20 protein-coding genes and 1 riboswitch are annotated in these 19,660 nt (G+C 59.2%); of the genes, 11 read left to right on the forward strand and 9 right to left on the reverse strand.

Annotated features, from left to right (window positions below; translation table 11 throughout):
- Position 1: 1 nt before the first annotated feature.
- Positions 2-766: an ABC transporter permease gene (locus tag IFT59_RS14470; RefSeq protein ID WP_192087318.1), complete on the reverse strand. Its 765-nt coding sequence runs from the start codon at positions 764-766 to the stop codon at positions 2-4.
- 133 nt (positions 767-899) lie between these two features.
- Positions 900-1,002: riboswitch (TPP riboswitch) on the reverse strand.
- Positions 1,003-1,162: 160 nt separating this feature from the next.
- Here IFT59_RS14470 and IFT59_RS14475 point away from each other — a divergent pair.
- Positions 1,163-1,408 (forward strand): DUF2934 domain-containing protein, encoded by a 246-nt coding sequence (locus IFT59_RS14475; protein WP_062459613.1) that lies wholly within the window; start codon positions 1,163-1,165, stop codon positions 1,406-1,408.
- Positions 1,409-1,514: 106 nt separating this feature from the next.
- On the opposite strand, the gene IFT59_RS14480 is transcribed toward IFT59_RS14475, so the two are convergent.
- From IFT59_RS14480 to IFT59_RS14515, 8 genes are all read right to left on the reverse strand, one after another.
- Positions 1,515-4,058 carry an EAL domain-containing protein gene (locus IFT59_RS14480; RefSeq protein ID WP_192087319.1) on the reverse strand — a complete coding sequence of 848 codons (2,544 nt, stop codon included), beginning with the start codon at positions 4,056-4,058 and terminating at the stop codon, positions 1,515-1,517.
- Positions 4,059-4,290: 232 nt separating this feature from the next.
- The gene (locus IFT59_RS14485; protein ID WP_245341422.1) at positions 4,291-4,875 is read right to left on the reverse strand and encodes an SCO family protein; all 585 of its coding nucleotides are present in this window, start codon (positions 4,873-4,875) and stop codon (positions 4,291-4,293) included.
- On the reverse strand, positions 4,875-5,372 hold the full coding sequence (locus tag IFT59_RS14490) for a copper chaperone PCu(A)C (RefSeq protein WP_192087320.1): 498 nt from the start codon (positions 5,370-5,372) through the stop codon (positions 4,875-4,877). Before IFT59_RS14490 ends, IFT59_RS14485 begins: the two co-directional genes overlap by 1 nt.
- A 44-nt stretch (positions 5,373-5,416) precedes the next feature.
- Positions 5,417-5,881, reverse strand: a complete 465-nt coding sequence (locus IFT59_RS14495; RefSeq protein ID WP_192087321.1) for a hypothetical protein — start codon at positions 5,879-5,881, stop codon at positions 5,417-5,419.
- 75 nt (positions 5,882-5,956) lie between these two features.
- Positions 5,957-7,021, reverse strand: a complete 1,065-nt coding sequence (locus IFT59_RS14500) for an ABC transporter ATP-binding protein (RefSeq protein WP_062459626.1) — start codon at positions 7,019-7,021, stop codon at positions 5,957-5,959.
- Positions 7,022-7,038: 17 nt separating this feature from the next.
- On the reverse strand, positions 7,039-7,887 hold the full coding sequence (locus IFT59_RS14505) for a carbohydrate ABC transporter permease (protein WP_062459629.1): 849 nt from the start codon (positions 7,885-7,887) through the stop codon (positions 7,039-7,041).
- On the reverse strand, positions 7,880-8,779 hold the full coding sequence (locus IFT59_RS14510) for a carbohydrate ABC transporter permease (protein WP_092663466.1): 900 nt from the start codon (positions 8,777-8,779) through the stop codon (positions 7,880-7,882). Before IFT59_RS14510 ends, IFT59_RS14505 begins: the two co-directional genes overlap by 8 nt.
- A gap of 112 nt (positions 8,780-8,891) precedes the next feature.
- Positions 8,892-10,199: an ABC transporter substrate-binding protein gene (locus IFT59_RS14515; protein WP_062578044.1), complete on the reverse strand. Its 1,308-nt coding sequence runs from the start codon at positions 10,197-10,199 to the stop codon at positions 8,892-8,894.
- 206 nt (positions 10,200-10,405) lie between these two features.
- Between IFT59_RS14515 and IFT59_RS14520 the strand changes: the two genes are divergently transcribed.
- The 10 genes from IFT59_RS14520 (at position 10,406) to IFT59_RS14565 (ending at position 19,655) form a co-directional block, all read left to right on the forward strand.
- A complete protein-coding gene (locus IFT59_RS14520; protein ID WP_062459637.1) occupies positions 10,406-11,611 on the forward strand; it encodes an ROK family transcriptional regulator in 1,206 nt (401 codons plus the stop codon).
- Positions 11,612-11,650: 39 nt separating this feature from the next.
- On the forward strand, positions 11,651-12,751 hold the full coding sequence (locus IFT59_RS14525) for a Gfo/Idh/MocA family protein (protein WP_192087322.1): 1,101 nt from the start codon (positions 11,651-11,653) through the stop codon (positions 12,749-12,751).
- Between the two features lie 22 nt (positions 12,752-12,773).
- Positions 12,774-13,415 carry a ThuA domain-containing protein gene (locus tag IFT59_RS14530; protein WP_062459644.1) on the forward strand — a complete coding sequence of 214 codons (642 nt, stop codon included), beginning with the start codon at positions 12,774-12,776 and terminating at the stop codon, positions 13,413-13,415.
- Positions 13,416-13,468: 53 nt separating this feature from the next.
- A complete protein-coding gene (locus IFT59_RS14535; RefSeq protein ID WP_192087323.1) occupies positions 13,469-14,620 on the forward strand; it encodes a mandelate racemase/muconate lactonizing enzyme family protein in 1,152 nt (383 codons plus the stop codon).
- Positions 14,621-14,768: 148 nt separating this feature from the next.
- Positions 14,769-15,083 carry a hypothetical protein gene (locus IFT59_RS14540; protein WP_062459650.1) on the forward strand — a complete coding sequence of 105 codons (315 nt, stop codon included), beginning with the start codon at positions 14,769-14,771 and terminating at the stop codon, positions 15,081-15,083.
- A gap of 46 nt (positions 15,084-15,129) precedes the next feature.
- Entirely contained in the window at positions 15,130-15,741 is a 612-nt protein-coding gene (locus IFT59_RS14545) for a general stress protein (protein ID WP_192087324.1), read from the forward strand.
- 174 nt (positions 15,742-15,915) lie between these two features.
- On the forward strand, positions 15,916-16,710 hold the full coding sequence (gene xth / locus IFT59_RS14550; RefSeq protein ID WP_192087325.1) for an exodeoxyribonuclease III: 795 nt from the start codon (positions 15,916-15,918) through the stop codon (positions 16,708-16,710).
- Positions 16,710-16,919, forward strand: coding sequence for a hypothetical protein (locus tag IFT59_RS14555; RefSeq protein WP_113165411.1), 210 nt, complete (start codon positions 16,710-16,712; stop codon positions 16,917-16,919). The genes xth and IFT59_RS14555 overlap by 1 nt, the downstream gene beginning before the upstream one ends.
- Before the next feature lie 95 nt (positions 16,920-17,014).
- Positions 17,015-17,908: an NAD-dependent epimerase/dehydratase family protein gene (locus IFT59_RS14560; protein ID WP_192087326.1), complete on the forward strand. Its 894-nt coding sequence runs from the start codon at positions 17,015-17,017 to the stop codon at positions 17,906-17,908.
- Between the two features lie 214 nt (positions 17,909-18,122).
- Entirely contained in the window at positions 18,123-19,655 is a 1,533-nt protein-coding gene (locus IFT59_RS14565; protein ID WP_192087327.1) for an acyl-CoA carboxylase subunit beta, read from the forward strand.
- Positions 19,656-19,660: the final 5 nt, after the last annotated feature.

A 19,660-nucleotide genomic window follows, 5' to 3' on the forward strand; every position in this document is an offset into this window, starting at 1 on the left:
CTCACGATGATAACTGTGTCTGTTGTTCGGTCTCGGTCGCCCAATGGGGGCGTCCCTTTACGAGACGGTCGAAACCGAGGCGCAGCGCGACGCTGGTCAGGGCCAGGATGGTCATGGCTGCGAAAACGGTGTCGGTCTGCATGCGGGCGTTCGCCTGAACCATGACGAAGCCGAGCCCGGCTGAAGCCCCGACCCATTCGCCGATCACGGCACCCAGCGGCGCGAGCGGCACGGCGACGCGCAGACCGGACACGAGCGCCGGCAGCGCAAGCGGTGTTCTGAGCCTCACAAGGATCTGCCAGGGCGTCGCGCTTGTCAGCGCGGCGGCTTCCAGGATCGCTGGTTCCGTCCGCCTCAGGCCATCTGCGAAGGCGGAGGCGACCGGGAAGAAGATGACGAGCGTCGTCATCATCACTTTCGACGCCATGCCGAAACCGAGCCAGAGCACCAGGATGGGTGCCAGCACGAAGACCGGAAAGGTCTGCAGGATAAGGATGATCGGCCAGGCAAGCCTGCCGGCCCGCGGGAATGCCACGACGAGAAACGCGACCGCCGCACCGAAGATGCTGCCGGCGACGAGACCTGCAAAAATCTCGGTGATGGTGACAGCGGTATGATGAGCGAGGAAGCTGCTCTGACGCACCAATGCCTGCACCACCGCGAGCGGTGGCGGCAAAAGATAGCGTGGCGGCGAAAAGACCTGAACGGCTATCTGCCAGCCTACCAGCAGCAGAAAAAGCCCGAGGGCTGCAAACCGGGACTGCATGTCAGCGACGCGGGTTGAAACCGTCGAACCGCATTCGTCCTATTCGGGTATTTCTCGAGAGCGTAAGCATGGCTGATCTCCTGACCTTGACATCATGGAGATCCAGGCGAGCGGAGAATAAGAAAGAGGTGCGGTATTGCGCCGTTTCCGTTCCTACGCCGGTATGACCCGGATCAGGTTCAAGGGTCCGGCTCACCGCCATCTCAGCACCGTTCGATGCTCCCCTCGGAATGACGCCAAGGTTGGACAAAGAAACGGGCTTTGTCAATCGCTTGCGATCGCTGTCCGGCAGAGCCTGCGCGGCGAGCTGACAAAAATTTTATTCTATGTCATCCGCCTCCCGGAAACCCGGGGCCCGTCCGCTGGTTATGTCTTCGCAACTTAGGAGGAGCAACCATGACCGATAGAGAACAGGAACAGCGCGAACGGGCCTACAGACTGTGGGAGGAAGAAGGCCGTCCTGAAGGGTCCCATGACGATCACTGGAAGCGTTCCGAGCATCCAGCCGACATGTCGGATCAGGAAAGCGACGATGTGACCAAGGTCAACCAGCAGGCTGATGCGGCGTTTGGTGGAGAGAACGATGCAGCGGCCGACGATGCCGCCACAATCCGGCCTCCGTCGTCAGTCGCGCCGGACTGACGACGACCGCGGCAGTCTGGATAGGTATCCAGACCTGCCCTGCATGAAAGGGGTTGGCACAACACCTCGCAATATCGGCTGCCGATAGTTCGGCCGTCGACACACTTCAGCCGTCGCGAACACCGTTCGTCCGGTCCACTTTATGCGTCGTCGGGGGATCGAGAACCTGACCGAAACACACGACGGCCACCCGTTTTCCGGTGGCTTTCGCCAGATACATATAGTCGTCAGCGCGTTTGACATAAGTTTGCGGCGTGTCTTCGGCCTTTAGGAACGTAACGCCGACCGCGGCACCCGTGAATGTCACCTGGCCATCGATGGGGATCGGCTTGAACACCCTTTCCATCGTTTCCTGAATATGGGTCTGCATATCGCCCGCAAACTTGCGATCCATGTCGAGAAGAATAGCAAACTCGTCTCCTCCGACCCTGGCGATGAAATCCGTCGCTCGGAAACTTTCGCGAAGTCTCGCCGAGATCGTTCGCAGGACTTCGTCGCCTGCGGAATGCCCCAGACTGTCGTTGACGATCTTGAAGCCGTTGAGATCGATGTAGGCGATGGCGAGCTTTCTGTCATTGAGCAGGTTGCGGGCAACCTCTCCGGCAACAACCTCATCAAAACAGGCTCGGTTTGGGAGTCCTGACAGGGCATCGGTCTGCGCGGAGGTTTTCAGAGCGCTTTCGATAGCGCGCTGCTGCCTGACGCGGGCAGACACATCGACAATGACCTCCACATCGAATGAAACGCCATCGACGATCGTGCGTTGCGCAGAAATCAGGGTTGGGATGATCGTACCATCCGAATGAGCAATCTCAACATCTTCGAGCTCGTAGGCGCCGTCCTCGCGCAACAGCCGGTGCCGTCTGTCGCGGGCGGGATTGTCGATCGCGGCACCCTCGGAAATCAGCTTCTTTCCGTTGATCTCGTCCCATTTCAGGCCGGTGAGCTTCAGATAGGCATCGTTGACTTTGACGTAGCTCGAGGTTTTCGTGTCGCTCGTCGTGATGGCCATGGCAATGGGCGCGGACTCAAACATCCTCATCAGCATCGAGATCAAGTGTTGCGTCGGCAGGACATCAGCCTGGTCCGGATCATGCCAGACATGAGGAGCCTTCACGGATACTTTCCCGTCCAGCGGGACCTCCGTGGGCACGATCTCGGTGATGGTGCCGTACCATTTCACGATCTTGCCGGTCGCATCGCGATGAGGCTTTGCTCGACTGACCATCCATCGCCAGCTGTCGTCGTGCAGACGCATGCGAAACCTGGTTTCAAAGGGGTCGCCGGATGGCAGCCATCCAAGCCATTCCCGTCGAACCCGCAAACTGTCGTCCGGATGCATCCGACCGTACCAGTCCGCGATCCGGTCACGCATCCTGGACATCGTCGGGTCTGGCGTTGGCCCCATGAAATTGACAATGCCTTCGGCATCGCTCGACCAGGGAATGTTGGGGCTGAGTTCGATCGACCATCGTGCGTGGTCTTCCGTCTCGGTCAGCGCCTTTTCCATCGACTTGTGACCGGTAACATCGATCGCCGTGACCGAAATGCCGATCGGCTCGCCGGCGTCGTCATCGACCCGCTGGTTCACCACGAGGAGAATGTTCTCACTTCCGGGCGGACGATATTCGTCCACAATCAAAGGCTCGCCCGCAAGGACTCGCTGAAGATCTTTGGTGACCCGGCGCGCCTCTCGTGCCGGCATGAAACTGTGAACGGTGAGCCCGATCATCTGCTCGGGCGTTAATCCCAGCATTGCAGCGAACCGATTGTTTACACTGACATGGCGCAAGTCTGAATCGAGAAAGCAGAGACCGACCGGTGCCGCCTCATAGAGCGTTTCCAGTTGATGGACCCGCTGGAACAGCGAGCTGGTTCCGCGGCGTTCCGTGAGTGGCTTCTGCTTGCTGACAGCGAGAAGCCGTTCTGTCGCATCACCGTCGACAGGTCTGCCAAACAGCCACCCCTGTCCAACGTCGCAACCAAGGCGCTTCAGCATTTCTGCCTGTTCTTCGGTTTCAACGCCCTCGGCAACAACCGTCATGCCAAGGCTTTGCCCCAGCCCAATGACCGAGGCGACGATTTTCCGGCTGCCGCTGTCATGCTGCATGGAGCGCACGAAGCTTGTGTCGATCTTCAGTTTGTCGAAGGGGAACGCGTGAAGCCGCGTCAGGCTGGCAAAGCCGGTCCCGAAGTCGTCGAGGGAGATGCCCATGCCGGCAGACTTGAGCGATGCTATGTTTTCCCTGACGACTGTATCGTCATCGAGCAGTGCGCTTTCCGTCATTTCGATATGGATCCGGTTCATCGGAAACCCGGTGTCCGAGATTATCGAAGCCAGAAAGTGGAAGAGGTCTGGGTCCTGAAACTGCGTCGGCGACAGGTTGATCGCGAGGACAAAGTCTCCCCTCCAGCTTGCAGCTTTGCGACAGGCATCCTGGACGATCTTTTGCGTCAAAGCCCCGATCAGATTGCTGGTTTCGGCGAACGGAATGAAATCTGAAGGTGCGATGGCACCTGCTTCAGAATCGGTCCAACGCGCAAGAACCTCAAAGCCGATGATCGCACCGCTCTGCAGATCGACAAGCGGCTGAAATGCCGGCCAGATCGCATCGGTTGAGAGGGCTTCGGAAAGTCGTCGCTTCGACAAGATGCCGTCCTTGGCGAACGCGGGTCTTTTTGTCGAAACCTGCGGTGCAGATTTCCGATTTGCCGGACCGATATGTCGACCAGAGATCATGGCACTTTCCACACTTGCGGAAAAGCAATGTCAGAGACCGCTTAAGAATAGATTAGCATGGCTTAATTTAAGAAACGATGCGTATCTGTCGGCATCTACGTTCGTTCGATGGCCGCCATGAGCTATGGCCCCGCTCGTGAGACTACAGGAGCGCGCTGCGGATCTTGCTGATGGCGACGTCGGGATCCGAGCCATAGGGAATGAGCCCCTTCAACCGGCCATCCGCACCGATCAGGAACAGATCCATCGTGTGGCTCATGGAATAGCCGCCACTCTTGTTCGGCTTCTTTTCCGCGAATGCGCGCCATCCGGCGACCACCCGCCGGATCTCTTCAGGCGTTCCGGTCACCCCCGTGATCCGGTCCGAAAAGGCGGTGACATAGCCGTTCATGATGTCAGGGGTGTCCCGTTCCGGATCGACCGTGACCAGGTAGCTTTTGATCGGCAGGCCATCTTCACCCAGTTCCTTGAGGTATCCAGCAACTTCATAAAGCGTCGTCGGGCAGGCTTCCGGGCAATGCGTGTAGCCGAAATAGACCAGTGACGGGTTGCCCTTGAAGATCGACTGATCGACCGCTTCTCCCCGATCGTTGATCAGAGAAAACGCGGTATTGAATGTGGTATTTCTTGGCTCATCCTTGAACGTGAAGAAGAGGACTCCGACGAGGACAGTGATGAAGATTGCCGAGATCGTTGTGGCAACCAGCATGAACGGGTTCTTCGTCATCAGTCGTGACCTTCGTGAGCGGCGTGAGCCCTTTGCGCACCGGCAAACGGTCCGACGGCAAACTCGACCTCGATCGGCCCGGCCTTTTCAAAGATGAGCGTGACCGCCAGCGTCTCGCCCTCCTTGAAAGGTCTAGAGACATTCGTGAACATGAGATGATAGCCACCGGGTTCCAGCTTGACGGTAGACTTGGCCGGCACGGGGATACCGTTGTCCAATTCCCGCATTTCCATCACGGCGCCGGTCATCTTCATCTCGTGGATCTGGACTTCTTCGGCACGATCAGACTTCGCACCGACAAGCCGATCGGCCGCGCCGGCGTTGTTGATCGTCAGGTAACCCCCTCCGACCTTTGCCACCGGCAGCATGGCGCGGGAAAAGGCGGATTCGATCGTGATATTACCGGTCCCGTGTGCATGCATGTGCTGGGAAGATGCGGTGCCAGGCAGCATTAATGCCACGGCCGCTACAAGAAATTTCGCTCGGATTGTCGACATGGGTATTCGCCTTCGATGTAGCAGAATCGGTTTTGCTTATTCCGTCAGCTACGAAGAGGGGGCCCTCTGGCCGAGGTGCCGGTCAGCAGGACGAACCGAGAAAGGCTTTCGTTGGATTGCCAATGCGCGTGCACGATCTCGCGCAGGATCGGCGCACCCAACGTATCTGTCGGCAGTGGCAGTATTGATGCCGTCACATGCCGGCAGGCGTCGCAGGAGATCTTGCTTTCACCTTTATCGTGATGCGTTTTCCCGGCTTCCGAGGGAAGGCAAAGATCAGGCAGACTTCCGTCCGGGAGGATGTAGGACGCAATCGCGATGGTCTCGATCGAGCGCGCATTGGCGGTCGGATGGGAATTGGCAAATCCGAGCAACAGAAACGCAAGGCTGCAGAGAATGCGCAACCCTACCTGTCTAATCTGCCCAAAACGCCGGATCATCTCGCCTATCAGCTTATCATGCAGCCCAAGGTCATAATGAGTTACGGAAACCCATGCAATGAGTTGCAACCACGAGGACATTGTGACGCAGATGAGCCGCGCGGGCAGACGACCCGCCCGATCGCGTGCAGCGCTGAATTGGCGTCAGAGGCTCACGCCGCTTTCCCGGTCGAAGACGTAGACAAGGTTTTTGTCGATGCCGGCGCGAAACTGCGTTCCGTGTCGCACGGGATGGTCTCCATCGACGATGGCGGTCATCTGCTGGCCGGCAAATTCAAACAGCACATGCGTCTGCGCGCCCGTCGGTTCGACAAGCAGCGTTTCGCCGCCAATGTTGTCGCCGCCGGCCGTCAGGTGTTCGGGGCGGAGCCCGAGCTTGACGCTCTGGCCGCGACGGACCTTGCGTAGCGGTGAAATGTCGATTGCGGATCCTTCCGCCAGACGAACGACCGGTCTGTCGTTTTCGCCGTCGATCGTGCCGTCGAGCAGGTTCATCGCGGGAGAGCCGATGAAGCCTGCGACGAAGAGGTTGGCAGGTGTCCGGTAGAGCTCCATCGGCGTGCCGACCTGCTCGATGCGGCCGGCATTGAGAACGACGATCCGGTCGGCAAGGGTCATCGCTTCGATCTGGTCATGCGTCACATAGATGGACGTCGTCCCGACCTTCTGGTGCAGCGCCTTGATCTCGGTGCGCATCTGCACGCGCAGTTTGGCGTCGAGATTGGACAAGGGTTCGTCGAACAGAAAGACTGCCGGATCGCGCACAATTGCCCGTCCCATCGCGACGCGCTGCCGTTGCCCGCCGGAAAGCTGGCTGGGCTTGCGGTCCAGAAGATCTTCGAGCGCCAGCATGCGGGCTGCTTCTCCGACGCGGGTGGCGATGTCAGGCTTGGTGACACCGGCAAGCTTGAGGTTGAAGCCCATGTTCTCGCCGACCGTCATGTGCGGGTAGAGCGCGTAGGACTGGAAGACCATGGCGATGTTGCGTTCCCGGGGCGTCATGGCGTTGACCACCGTACCGCCGATCGTGACTTCGCCGTCGCTGATGTCTTCAAGCCCCGCGATCATGCGCAGCAGCGTCGACTTTCCGCAGCCCGACGGCCCAACCAGGGCGATGAACTCGCCGTCATCGACCGACAGCGAGATATCGTGAACCACCTGGAGCGCGCCGTAGCTCTTGCGAACGTTTGTAAGGCCAACCGATGCCATGATGCTAATCCTTCAATTCAAGACTTTACGGCGCCGGCGGTAAGGCCTGCGATGATATGTTTCTGGGCCAGGAAGAAGACGATGATCGTCGGCAGGATGGTGAGCGTGATAAAGGCAAGCACCAGCTGCCAATCGGTGCCGAACTCACCGCGATAGACCATGATGCCGAGAGGCCACGGATATTTGCTCTCGGTGTTCAGCATGATCAGCGGCAGGATGTAGCTGTTCCAGCTGCTGACGAAGGTGACGATGCCCACGGTTGCCACGATCGGCCGCGATAGCGGCAACGATATGTACCAGAAGAAGCGGATATAGCCGCAGCCATCGACAAACGCCGCCTGAAACAGCTCTTCCGGCAGATTGCGGAAATAGTTGCGGAACAGAAGGATGCTCATGCCGAGCCCGAATGCGACCTGCGGCAGGATCACGCCCCAATAGGAGTCGAGCAGGCCAAGATCGCGAATGCGGATGAACAACGGGAGAATTGCCGTTGCTGCCGGAAACATCAGCCCGATCAGAAAGTAGTTCAGCAGCTGGTTTGAGCCGAAGAAACGGATATGCGCAAAACAGAAAGCCGCCATCGACGAGACGACGAGTGTCAGGAACACGGTAACGCAGGCGATGATCAGCGAGTTCATCATCTGGCGCCAGTAGCGCTCTCCAAACAGGATATCGACATAGTTGGACCAGACCCATTCGCTGGGCAGTCCGAACGGATTGAGCCGGAGGTCGCCGAGCGTCTTGAAGCCGCCTAATGCCGTGGTCACAAGCGGGACGAGCACGATGGCAGCGACCAGCGACAGCGAAACATAGACATAGAGGCGCGTTGCTGTGGACACGCGGACTGTGGACGATGTGTCAGTCATTTCGCATGAATATCCTTTTGTAACCGAAGGCGATCGTTACACAAATGACGAACAGGACGACGCCGACGGCGCTTCCCAATCCGACCTGCATGCGCGTGACGCCGTAGGTGTAGAGAAAGGTGACCATGGTCTGCGTCGAGTTCGACGGACCGCCGCCGGTCAGCGGCATGATCAGGTCGAACAGTTGCAGCGATCCGATGATGGCAAAGAAGACGGACAGGCGCACGGTCGATCCGAGCAGTGGCAAGGTGACGTAGCGGAATTTCTGCCAGCCGGTCGCACCGTCGATCTCGGCCGCTTCCATGACGCTCTTGTCGATCGACTGGAGGCCGGCGATGAACAGCATCATGTGAAAGCCGAAATATTTCCAGATGACGACGGCCAGCACCGCGTAGATCGCAAGATCCCTGTCAGCTAGAACATACGGTGTCGCTACGCCGAGAAAGCCGGCGATTGCGGCGAACAATCCATAGTCACCGTCATAGACGAAGCGCCAGATGAGACCGGCGGCCACGTCGGCCAGAACATAAGGTAGAAAGAAGATCAGCCGGAATGCGACGACGCCTCTGATCTTCTTGCCGAGCATCACCGCCAGCCAGATTGCCAGCGGCACCTGCAGCAGCAGGGACACGACGATGATCAGGCCATTGTTGATCAAAGCGGTCGAAAAGGCGGCGTTGTTGAACAGCACCTCGAAATTGCGAACGCCCACAAATTCGGTCGGCGTGCCGTAGCCGTTCCAGCGATAGAAACTGTACCACGCGGCTTCGCCCATGGGCAGGATCACAAAGAGCGTGAACAGAAGCAGGGCGGGCGGCAGGAAGATGATCAGCGCCGGCAATCGGCCACGCGCGGTCGGGCTTTTGTAGCGCACCTTTTCCGGCACACCCATGACGGAGGCGCCGCTGATCTTCGCGGTCATGTTGTTCATCCGGTCTATCCTTGTCGCACCAATTCAGAAGTGCCGTTGCCGGTGACGGCGCTGCCGCCACCGGCTTGTCGGCTTACTCCAGTTCGGTCGCGTCCTGGATTGCCTGCGCTCCCTCTTCGGCGGTCATCTGCCCGGCGAGAATTTCGACCGAGACATCATTGACGACGCGGCCAACCGATGGACCGAGATCCTGGTCGAAGAAGTTCTGGTGCCAGGTGGATGCGGCGAGCTGGTCGGCAGATTCCCGCATCAGCGGGTTTTTCAAGCCTTCCTCGGCATCGACAGCCGCAGGAATGATCATCCCTTCGGAGGCCATCTGCCGCTCCATCTCCTGACTGGTCAGGAAGCGGAGGAAATCGACAGCCGCCGGCGAAGCGTTCTTGCTGACGCCCCAGCCGTTCAGCCCGCCCAGCGTATCGGTGGCTTTGCCGGCGCCGCCTTCGACAATCGGGAACCCGAAGCGGCCGATGTTGTCGGCAGCAAGCCCCTTGCCGTCGCCGGCATTCTTGCGCTGGTTTGGCTCGGTATTTTCAAAGCCGAGAAGCATTGCAGCCCGTCCATCGCCGAACGCACCGAGCGTCTGCGGCCAGTTGGCGCCGAGATAGCCATTCTGGAAAGGCTGAAGCTTCCCGAGCTCTGCCAGTTGCTCGCCGGCCTTGATCACCGCAGGGTGCATGAAGCCTTCGCCTTCCTTATTCTTGGCGGCTTCGAACACCGCTTCGCCGCCATTGCGCATGACGAGGAAGCTCCAGTAGAAATGCAGCGGCCACTTATCGCCACCGCCACCTGCGATCGGTGCAATGCCGGCACCTTTCAACGTCTTGACCGCTCCCAGGAAATCGTCCCAGGTCTTGATGTCTTCGGCCTTGACGCCTGCCTTGGCGAACAACTCCTTGTTGTAGAAGAAGCTGACGGTCCCCATGCGGTAAGGGACGGCATAGATCTTGTCATCGAATGTCAGGCCGGCGACGGCGGCTGGCTTGTAGGTCTTGGCCCATTCGCCGCCGTTTGCGTTCATGGCCTCTGTCAGGTTCATCAGGGCGCCCGTCTGGGACTGCTGACGAAGAACGCCGCCACCCCAGCTGTAGAAGAAGTCAGGCGCCGCGTCGGACTGCAGAAGCGTCGGCAACTTGGCCTTGAACGCTTCGTTTTCGAGAAACTGCAGCTGGATATCGACATCCGGATGCTGCGTTTCATATTTCTTGGCGATGTCTTCCCACGTCTTGATATAGGCGGGTACGGTTTCGACGTGCATCCACTTGACGACCGTTTGTGCAGCAGTTGCCGTATGGGTCCCGAAAAGCGTCGAAAGTGCAGTGGCTGCGGCGAGCGCAGTGATCCGAACGCCCGTATAGGACGTTGCGTTGTGGTGATAGGTCATTCTTCCTCCTCCAAAGGGAAACAACCATCCTCAATTTTTCCCTTATGCGGATTAATTCAAACGACATTTACATCATTGTCAACCGCACCCGCTGAAGTTTTGCTCACATTGGCTTGACAAGAGGCAGTTCGTCGACGCTATTTAATTCGCGATCCGACATAAATATCGGAATCAAACGTCATAGCGATACGGGCATCCGGCTTTCCATGAAGACTGCAGATCCAGAATTGATGCGGGCGATCAATCGTTTCACGGTGCTGGACAAGATCCGCAGGCGCGGCCCGATTTCCCGGGTCGAGATCAGCGAACGTTCGCAGCTGTCGACCACGACCGTCTCGGCTATCACCGCATCGCTGCTCGACGACGGGCTGATCCTGACCAGGCATGAGGGCGACATCAGAAATACGGCGGCCCGCGGCAGGCCGCGCGTGATGCTGGAGCTCAACCCGGATGCGGCACGCGTCGTCGGCGCAAAGATCGCCAATAACCGCCTCGTTTTCGCGCTGACGAATTTCTGCGGCGAGGTTCTGTCGCAGCTCACCATCCCTGTCCGCGTCGACAGGCTGCCGATCGGCGTGATCAGCGATCTCGTCGAAGACGGCGTGCGGCGGTGCATCGTCGATGCCGGTCTTTCGTTGAGCGACATCGACACAGTCTGCTTAGGCCTGCCGGGGGTTGTCGAACATCGCACCGGAAAGGTGCGCTCCAGCCCTATCTTTCGCGAGACGGATATCAATTTCGCCGAGGAAATGACGAGCCGGCTCGGCCTTCCGACCATCGTCGAAAGCGATGCGCACGCGATCGCTTTGTCGCATCACTGGTTCGGTCAAGCCCGGGACCTCGACGATTTCGTCATCGTCTCGCTTGAGCAGACGTTGGGGCTCGCCCTTCTTCACAACGGGCAGGTGTTCCGTGGAGCTGGCGGTCTCAGTCATAATCTCGGCGACCTGGTGCTCGGCGCGACATCCGAGGAGACGCTCAGGCTTTCGGCGGTTGCCGGCGAGACAGCCATTTTCGGCGAGCAGCAGCTGGTGGGGCATTTCGCCGAAGCCGTGCGGCTCGGGCGCGGTATGGCGCATGCGCAGGCGCTGATCGCCTCCGAGAACAATCCCTTGTCGGGCGCCGCTATTAGGGCCGGCGAAGCTGTCGGGCTGGCGATTGCCAACATCGTCACGCTGTTCGGTCCGCCCCGCGTCATCATCGTCGGCTCGACGCTGGGGCTCGGCGCGGTGTTTACCGACAGCCTGCAGCAATCCTATTCCCGCGCGATCCCGAGCTCGATCAGCGAAGTCGCCGAACTGGTTTTCGACCAGTCGACCGATGAAGCCTGGGCGCAGGGAGCGGCGGTCGTCGCTCTGCGGGAGCTTTACGAGTCGCCCTGGGGAACGACAGGTCCCGCTTCGAGCCTCTAGCGCAGGCGAACCACATATTTGCAACTTTGGGAGGAGACTATGCAAAAACTCGGCATCGGCATCATCGGATGCGGCAACATATCGTCAGCCTATCTGAAAGCGATGGCATCTTTCCCGGTGCTCGACATCCGCGGCATCGCGGATCTCAATCACGGTCTGGCGGAGCAGCGCGCGGGCGAGTTCAACCTTTCGGCCCGCAGCATCGATGAGTTGCTCGGCGATCCGGAGATCCAGCTGATCGTCAACCTCACCGTGCCCAAGGCGCATGTGGAGGTCGGTCTTCGCGCCCTTGCGCATGGCAAGCATACCTACTCCGAAAAGCCTCTCGGCATTACCTTTGCAGAAGGCAAGAAGCTCGCGGAGACCGCGAAGTCGACTGGTCTCCGGATCGGCGCAGCGCCGGATACCTTTCTTGGCGGTTCGCACCAGACGGCCCGCTCGATCATCGATACGGGCGTGCTGGGAACGCCGGTCGGCGGAACCGCCACCTTCATGTGCCCCGGCCACGAACGTTGGCATCCCAATCCGGACTTCTACTATGAAGCCGGCGGCGGGCCGATGCTCGATATGGGACCTTACTACATCACCGACCTCGTCAATCTTCTGGGGCCGGTCGCCAAAGTTGCAGGCTTTGCGGTCACTCCGCGCAATGAGCGCACCATCACCAGCGAACCGCGCAACGGGCAGAAGATCCCCGTGCATATTCCGACGCATGTTTCGAGCGTCATGGCCTTCGAAAACGGCGCCGTGGTGCAGATCAGCATGAGCTTCGATGTCGCGGGCCACAAGCATGTGCCGCTCGAAGTCTACGGTACCGAGGGAACGCTGATCGTCCCCGATCCGAACCATTTTGGCGGCGACATTCAGCTGCTGAAGAAAGGCGCCAGCTTCGAGCTGCAGCCGACGACGGAACCCTATGCGGATGGCAATTACCGGTCGCTCGGCGTTGCCGACATGGCGCATGCCATCCTGTCCGACCGCCCTCATCGGGCAAGCGGCGACCTGGCTCTGCATGTCCTTGAGGTCATGGAAGCCTTCGGCACCGCGGCGGACAAGGGGCAGACCGTTGACATCACCACCAAGCCCGAGCGGCCGGCGCCGCTTTCGCAATCCTTGATAGACGGGCAGATCGCCCGCTGACACCACACTGGAGGAGACTGATATGCGCGAAGCTTTGATCGTATGGGGTGGCTGGAGCGGGCATGAACCGCAGGAATGCGCTCATGTCATAAGGGACATTCTTCAGGAGGATGGTTTCAAGGTCTATCTCGAAAACACGACGGAAGCGTTTGCAGATCCTTCCATTCACGACCTGTCCCTGATCGTCCCGATCATGACCATGTCGAAGATCGAGAAGGAGGAGGCAAAGAACCTCGCGTCCGCCGTGGAAAACGGTGTCGGCATCGCCGGCTACCATGGCGGCGCCGGTGACGCGTTTCGCGAATGCGTGGAATACCAGTTCATCATCGGCGGCCAGTGGGTGGCCCATCCCGGCAACATCATCGACTACACCGTCAATGTGACCCGCCCGGACGACGAGTTGATGCAGGGCATCAGTGATTTCCCATACACGTCCGAGCAATATTACATGCACGTGGATCCCTCGAACGAGGTTCTGGCAACGACCACGTTCAATGGCGATCACGCCTACTGGATCGACGGCGTTGTCATGCCTGTCGTCTGGAAGCGCAAATACGGCAAAGGGCGCGTCTTCTATTCGTCGCTTGGCCATGTGGCGAAGGAATTCGACGTGCCGCAGATGAAGACGATCTTCAGACGTGGTGCAAACTGGGCGGCGCGCTGATGGTTGCCTGACGCTCAGTCCACCCGATCTCCGACAAGCATGGCTCGGCTCTCATGAAAATCTCGGCGATAAAGCCCTATGTCACCAAACTCGGTGTTCGCAACCAACTGCTTCTCAAGGTGGAAACGGAGGAGGGGATTTATGGTTGGGGCGAGTCGGGCCTGTCATATCGAGAGAAGGCGGTTCTCGGGGCGATCGATCACTACAGCCGGTTTCTGATGGGTCGCGATCCGATGCATTGCGGCGCGCTGTGGCAGGAGATGTATCGAAGCCAGTATTTTGAGGGCGGCCGGGTGTTGACGGCGGCGATCTCTGCCCTCGACATCGCCTTTCACGATATCAAGGGCAAGGCTCTCGGAGTGCCCGTCTACCAGTTGCTCGGAGGCCGGCAGCGCGACCGGGTGCCGGCCTTCGCGACAACCTCTGCCGAACCGGGACCAGAGATGGTGGAGCAGGCGCTGCTTTTGAAAGACCAGGGATGGCGGTGCATCCGGATGATCGCCACCGGCCAGGAAAATAGCGATCGTTTCGAACCGCGCGAGTCGATCGCGACGACGGCCGAGTGGGTCACGCGGGTGCGCGAGGCCGTGGGTCATGAGATAACGCTTGGCGTCGAGTACCATCATCGCCTCAGCGTCGCCGAGGCCGCCTCGTTTTGTCAAAAGCTGCCGCGGGGCACTCTGGATTTAATCGAGGAACCGATCCGCGACGAGACGCCCGGTGCCTATGAAGCACTGCGCAGAATGACGGAGATACCGTTTGCCATCGGCGAGGAGTTTTCCTCAAAATGGCAATTCCTTCCCTATGTCGAACGTGACCTCCTGCAGTTCTGCCGCATCGACATCTGTAATGTGGGCGGTTTCACCGAAGCGATGAAGATTGCCGGTTGGTGCGAGGCGCATTACGTCGACCTCATGCCGCATGCGCCGCTTGGCGCCGTCTGCACGGCGGCCTCCGTCCACCTTGCCGCAGCCGTCGCCAACTTCGCGTGGCTGGAATGCCGCAACTCACCGACAGAGCAGCTGGGTTTCGGTGACCCCGCAACCTACCCGAAGCAGATCGGGATGGACGGAGCCTTCTACCGTGTGCCGGACGAGCCGGGTCTCGGTGTTGAGGTCAATGAATCGCTGCTCCAGGCGTCGAGCTTTGAATACACCGAGCCGCCGCACCTGCGCCGCGATGACGGCTCTTTCACCAACTGGTGAGAGCGGGGGCAACCGTGTTCGTATCGTGGGTGAACGCGGATGCGCGTCCTTGCTTGATCCGCCGTGCCTAATCTCGACGGAACAAAATCCGGCTCCACGGGTTGTCCTCCGCGCATTCGAAAGTGAATGCAGAACTTGGAGGAACACCATGAAAAAACTTAGCTTTGGCCTCGCTGCAGTCCTTCTTTCGGCATCCGCCGTTCTGGCTCAGACAGAGCCTAAGACGACCGAGACGACACCAGCGGTGAGCACCTCCGGCGAAACCAATCCGGCCGCACCGGTTGCTGGCAAGAACAGCTTCACAGAGGCGCAGGCAAAATCGAGAATCGAAGAAGCCGGTTACGCGGAAGTCTCCGGTCTCAAGCTGGACGACCAGGGCATCTGGCGCGCCATGGGTACCAAGGACGGCAAGCACGGCAACGTGGCGCTGGACTTCCAGGGCAATGTGGTGATGGCGAAGTAAGCCTGATCGTCCCAACAACAATAACGAATACGAAGAGGAAATTCCCATGCGTACCATTACTGGACTTTACGACAGCTACGATGACGCCCGCGCCGCGGTGAAGGCTCTCGAAGATGCTGGCGTGTCCTCCGACGACATCAGCATCGTGTCGCACAAGAACGGCAAAGAAGATATCGAAGGTCAGGGCAGCAACGCTGCTGAAGGCGCGGGCACAGGCGCTGGCATCGGTGCCGTCGCTGGTGGCGCCGGTGGTCTTCTGGCCGGTCTCGGCATGCTCGCAATCCCAGGCGTTGGCCCGGTTGTAGCAGCGGGCTGGCTTGCAGCAACGGCTGTCGGTGCAGTTGCCGGCGCAGTCGCTGGTGGCGCAGCTGGTGGCATCGTTGGTGCCATGATCGAATCCGGCGTGTCCGAAAAGGATGCCCACCTTTACGCTGAAGGCGTACGCCGCGGCGGTTCGCTCGTCGTTGCCAAGGTCGATGACGACAAGGCAGTCGCTTCGGAAGCGATCCTGACCCGTTCGCGTTCCGTCGATCTCAACGAGCGTCGCACAGCCTACACCAATGATGGCTGGTCGCAGTTCGACGACAAGGCCGATCCTTACACACAGGACCAGATCGACGCCGAGCGCGGTCGCTACCGCACAAACACTCCGGTCTGATCCGTATTCTGAAAGGGCGGTCTTCATGGCCGCCCTTTCTCTATGCCGGGCAATTGCCGGCGACTGCGCAAGGCGGCATCGATCTGTCAACTTGTGCTTTGTCAAAACCAACACGCAGCACCGCAAATTTTGGCTGGGCCGCGAACTCGATAGTCGCACTCGGGTACAATACGCGTGAAAATAGCCAGCTACAACGTAAACGGCATCAACGGGCGGATCGATAGACTCCTCCAGTGGCTGGAGGAGTCGCAGCCTGATGTCGTGTGTCTGCAGGAGCTCAAAGCGCCTGATCAAAAGTTTCCCATCAAAGCCATTGAAGCAGCCGGTTACGGCGCCGTGTGGCACGGGCAGAAATCCTGGAATGGCGTGGCGATTCTAGCGCGCGGCGAAGAGCCGTTGCTGACTCGAAAGGGCCTCCCTGGCGATCCTGACGATGTCCAAAGCCGATATATCGAAGCCCTTGTGAACGGTATCCTCATCGGCAACGTCTATCTTCCGAATGGTAATCCTTCACCCGGCCCGAAATTCGATTACAAGCTCGCGTGGCTTTCGCGACTGCAGGACTATGCCGCCGAGCTGATAGAATTAGACGTTCCGGTCATCATCGCGGGTGATTACAACATCATACCGACCGAACTCGACGTCTATAAGCCTGAGCGATGGGCAGATGATGCGTTGTTCCGGGCCGAAGTTCGCAATGCATTCAGGGAGCTTCTCGCGCAGGGCTGGACGGATGCCATTCGCAGGTTACATGCTGACGAGCGCATCTACACCTTCTGGGACTACATCCGGAATGCGTATGGGCGAAACGCAGGACTTCGCCTCGACCATTTCCTGTTGAGCCCAGGTCTCGCAGACGACCTCTCGCGAGCCGAGGTCGACACGCATGTTCGGGGCTGGGCCCACACGAGCGACCATGCACCTGTATGGATAGAGTTGTTAGACGATCTTAAAAAAGGAGCTGAGTGATGGAAGGCCATTGGACAAACGAACTTCGCCAGAAGGTTGAGGCACTCGTCGACGAATACGTTGCAGCTGGAGCATCCCAGAGCGATGTGCTCGATGTCGTAGCAAAGACAGGGGTCGATCTGCGGCTTCCGAAAACCGATGAGCCTGATCGCGCCAGCGACAAGGCTGTTGTCGAGGAACCCGCCAACGATTGGCCGGCTGCGACGTAAGGCTGCGCGGAGGGGCGTGACGATCACGTTGCCGCGGACTACCATGACCGCCCGGCATGGCGGTTATGGCTCACATATGGGAAGGGAACAGAAACATGACAAAGCGGATCGTTTTCACTGGCGGCACCGGAAAAGCCGGCAAGCATGCGGTATCGTATCTTCTGGCGAAGGGATACTCGGTCCTGAATGTCGATCTGAAACCGCTCGATATGCCCGGCGTGAATACGCTGATCACGGATATCACCGACAGCGGCCAGGTCTTCAATGCGTTGACGACGCATTTCGGATTCTCCGGCTTCGAAGACGGCGCACCACCATCGGCACCCGATGCGGTCGTCCATTTCGCAGCCGTTCCACGCGTGCTGATCGAGCCTGATAACAAAACATTCGAAGCCAATGTCATGGGCACCTATAACGTGCTGGAAGCCGCCATGAAGCTCGGCGTACGCAAAGTCGTGATTGCTTCAAGCGAGACGACCTACGGCGTCTGCTTTGCCGAAGGTGACAAGAATTTCCACGCGTTTCCGCTGGAAGAAGATTACGACAGCGATCCGATGGACAGCTACGGATTGTCGAAAGTCGTCAACGAAAAAACCGCTCGCGCCTTTGCCATGCGCTACGGAGCCGACGTCTATGCTCTGCGCATCGGAAACGTGATCGAGCCTGACGAATACGACAATTTCGCAGATTTCCTTGAACAGCCTATGTCGCGAAAACGCAATGCGTGGAGCTACATCGACGCGCGCGACCTTGGTCAGATCGTCCATCTCTGCCTGGAGAAAGACGGGCTTGGCTATCAGGTCTTCAACGCAGGCAACGACACGATCACCGCCGAGCTGCCAACCGCCGAATTCCTCGCCAAATATTGTCCGGATACGCCGGTCTGGCGCGAGATGGGTCGGGATGAAGCGCCGCTCTCGAACCGCAAGGCCCGCGAAGTTTTAGGCTTCCGCGAAGAGCATCCCTGGCGCCGATATATGCTTCGCTGAGCTGCCAGATTGTCCGCTTCCGCGAGGGCGGGGGAACTTGAAATGGATGCGGACGTCAGCCTATCGGAGGGGCTGGCGTCATCTCCGGCAAGCGGTTAGCAATAGTTCTAGACGAAGCCGCAGCTTCATCTTTGATCGCGAAGGCATAAGGCGCGCCGCTGTCGCATCAGACTTAGCTGGGGCACGGGAACGAGGGGATGGGAGACGACAACGCATGCTGCAGATAATCGAACAGCTGGAACAACGCAGGGCTGAGGCGCGTCTCGGAGGGGGCCAAAGACGGATCGACGCCCAGCACGCGAAGGGCAAGCTGACGGCGCGCGAGCGGATAGAGGTCCTGCTGGACGAGGGCTCCTTCGAGGAGTTCGACATGTATGTCACCCATCGCTGCACGGATTTCGGCATGGAGACACAGAAGGTGGCCGGCGACGGTGTCGTGACCGGCTGGGGCACCATCAACGGGCGCCAGGTCTATGTCTTCAGCCAGGATTTCACAGTGCTCGGCGGGTCTCTGTCCGAAACCCATGCCCAGAAGATCTGCAAGATCATGGATATGGCGGTAAAGGTCGGAGCTCCGGTCATAGGCCTCAACGATTCCGGCGGCGCTCGTATTCAGGAAGGCGTCGCATCTCTGGGCGGCTATGCGGAAGTGTTTCGACGCAATGCCGAGGTTTCCGGCGTCATCCCGCAGATCTCGGTGATCATGGGACCATGCGCCGGCGGCGCCGTCTATTCGCCTGCCATGACCGACTTCATCTTCATGGTGCGTGACACGTCCTATATGTTCGTGACGGGCCCGGACGTGGTGAAGACCGTGACGAACGAGATCGTGAGCGCCGAAGAACTGGGGGGCGCCACGACCCATACCCAGAAATCCTCGGTCGCGGATGCCGCATTCGAAAACGACGTGGAAGCGCTGGAAGCGGTCAGACAGCTGTTCGACTTTCTGCCTCTCAACAATCGCCAGAAGCCACCGGTTCGACCCGTTCATGACGATCCGTCGCGGTTGGAGATGCGCCTGGACACACTGATCCCGCATAGCGCGGCCAAGCCCTACGACATGAAGGAGCTTATCACCGCACTTGCCGATGAAGGCGACTTCTTCGAGATCCAGGAAGCCTTTGCGAAAAACATCATCACCGGTTTCATTCGCATGGAAGGCCAGACGATCGGCATCGTTGCCAACCAGCCGATGGTGCTGGCCGGCTGCCTCGATATCGACTCGTCGCGCAAGGCAGCGCGGTTCGTGCGGTTCTGCGATGCGTTTTCCATTCCGCTGCTGACGCTGGTCGATGTGCCGGGCTTCCTTCCGGGCACGGCGCAGGAATATGGCGGCGTCATCAAGCACGGCGCAAAGCTGCTGTTTGCCTATTCGCAGGCCACCGTGCCAATGGTGACGCTGATAACCCGCAAGGCATATGGGGGCGCGTATGACGTGATGGCGTCCAAGCATATCGGCGCCGATATCAACTATGCCTGGCCGACGGCTGAAATCGCCGTTATGGGCGCTAAAGGTGCGACCGAGATCCTGTATAGGTCGGAGCTTGACGATCCGGACAAGATCGCAGCCCGCACCCGGGAATACGAGGAGCGGTTCGCCAACCCGTTTATCGCGGCAGAGCGTGGCTTTATCGACGATGTGATCATGCCGCATTCGTCGCGCCGTCGTATCGCAAGGGCATTTGCCTCGTTGCGCGACAAGCAGGTGCAGACCCATTGGAAAAAGCACGACACAATCCCGCTGTGAGGCTC

The sequence above is a fragment of the Rhizobium sp. CFBP 8752 genome, assembly GCF_014842035.1.
GTDB classification, from domain to species: Bacteria; Pseudomonadota; Alphaproteobacteria; order Rhizobiales; family Rhizobiaceae; genus Neorhizobium; species Neorhizobium soli.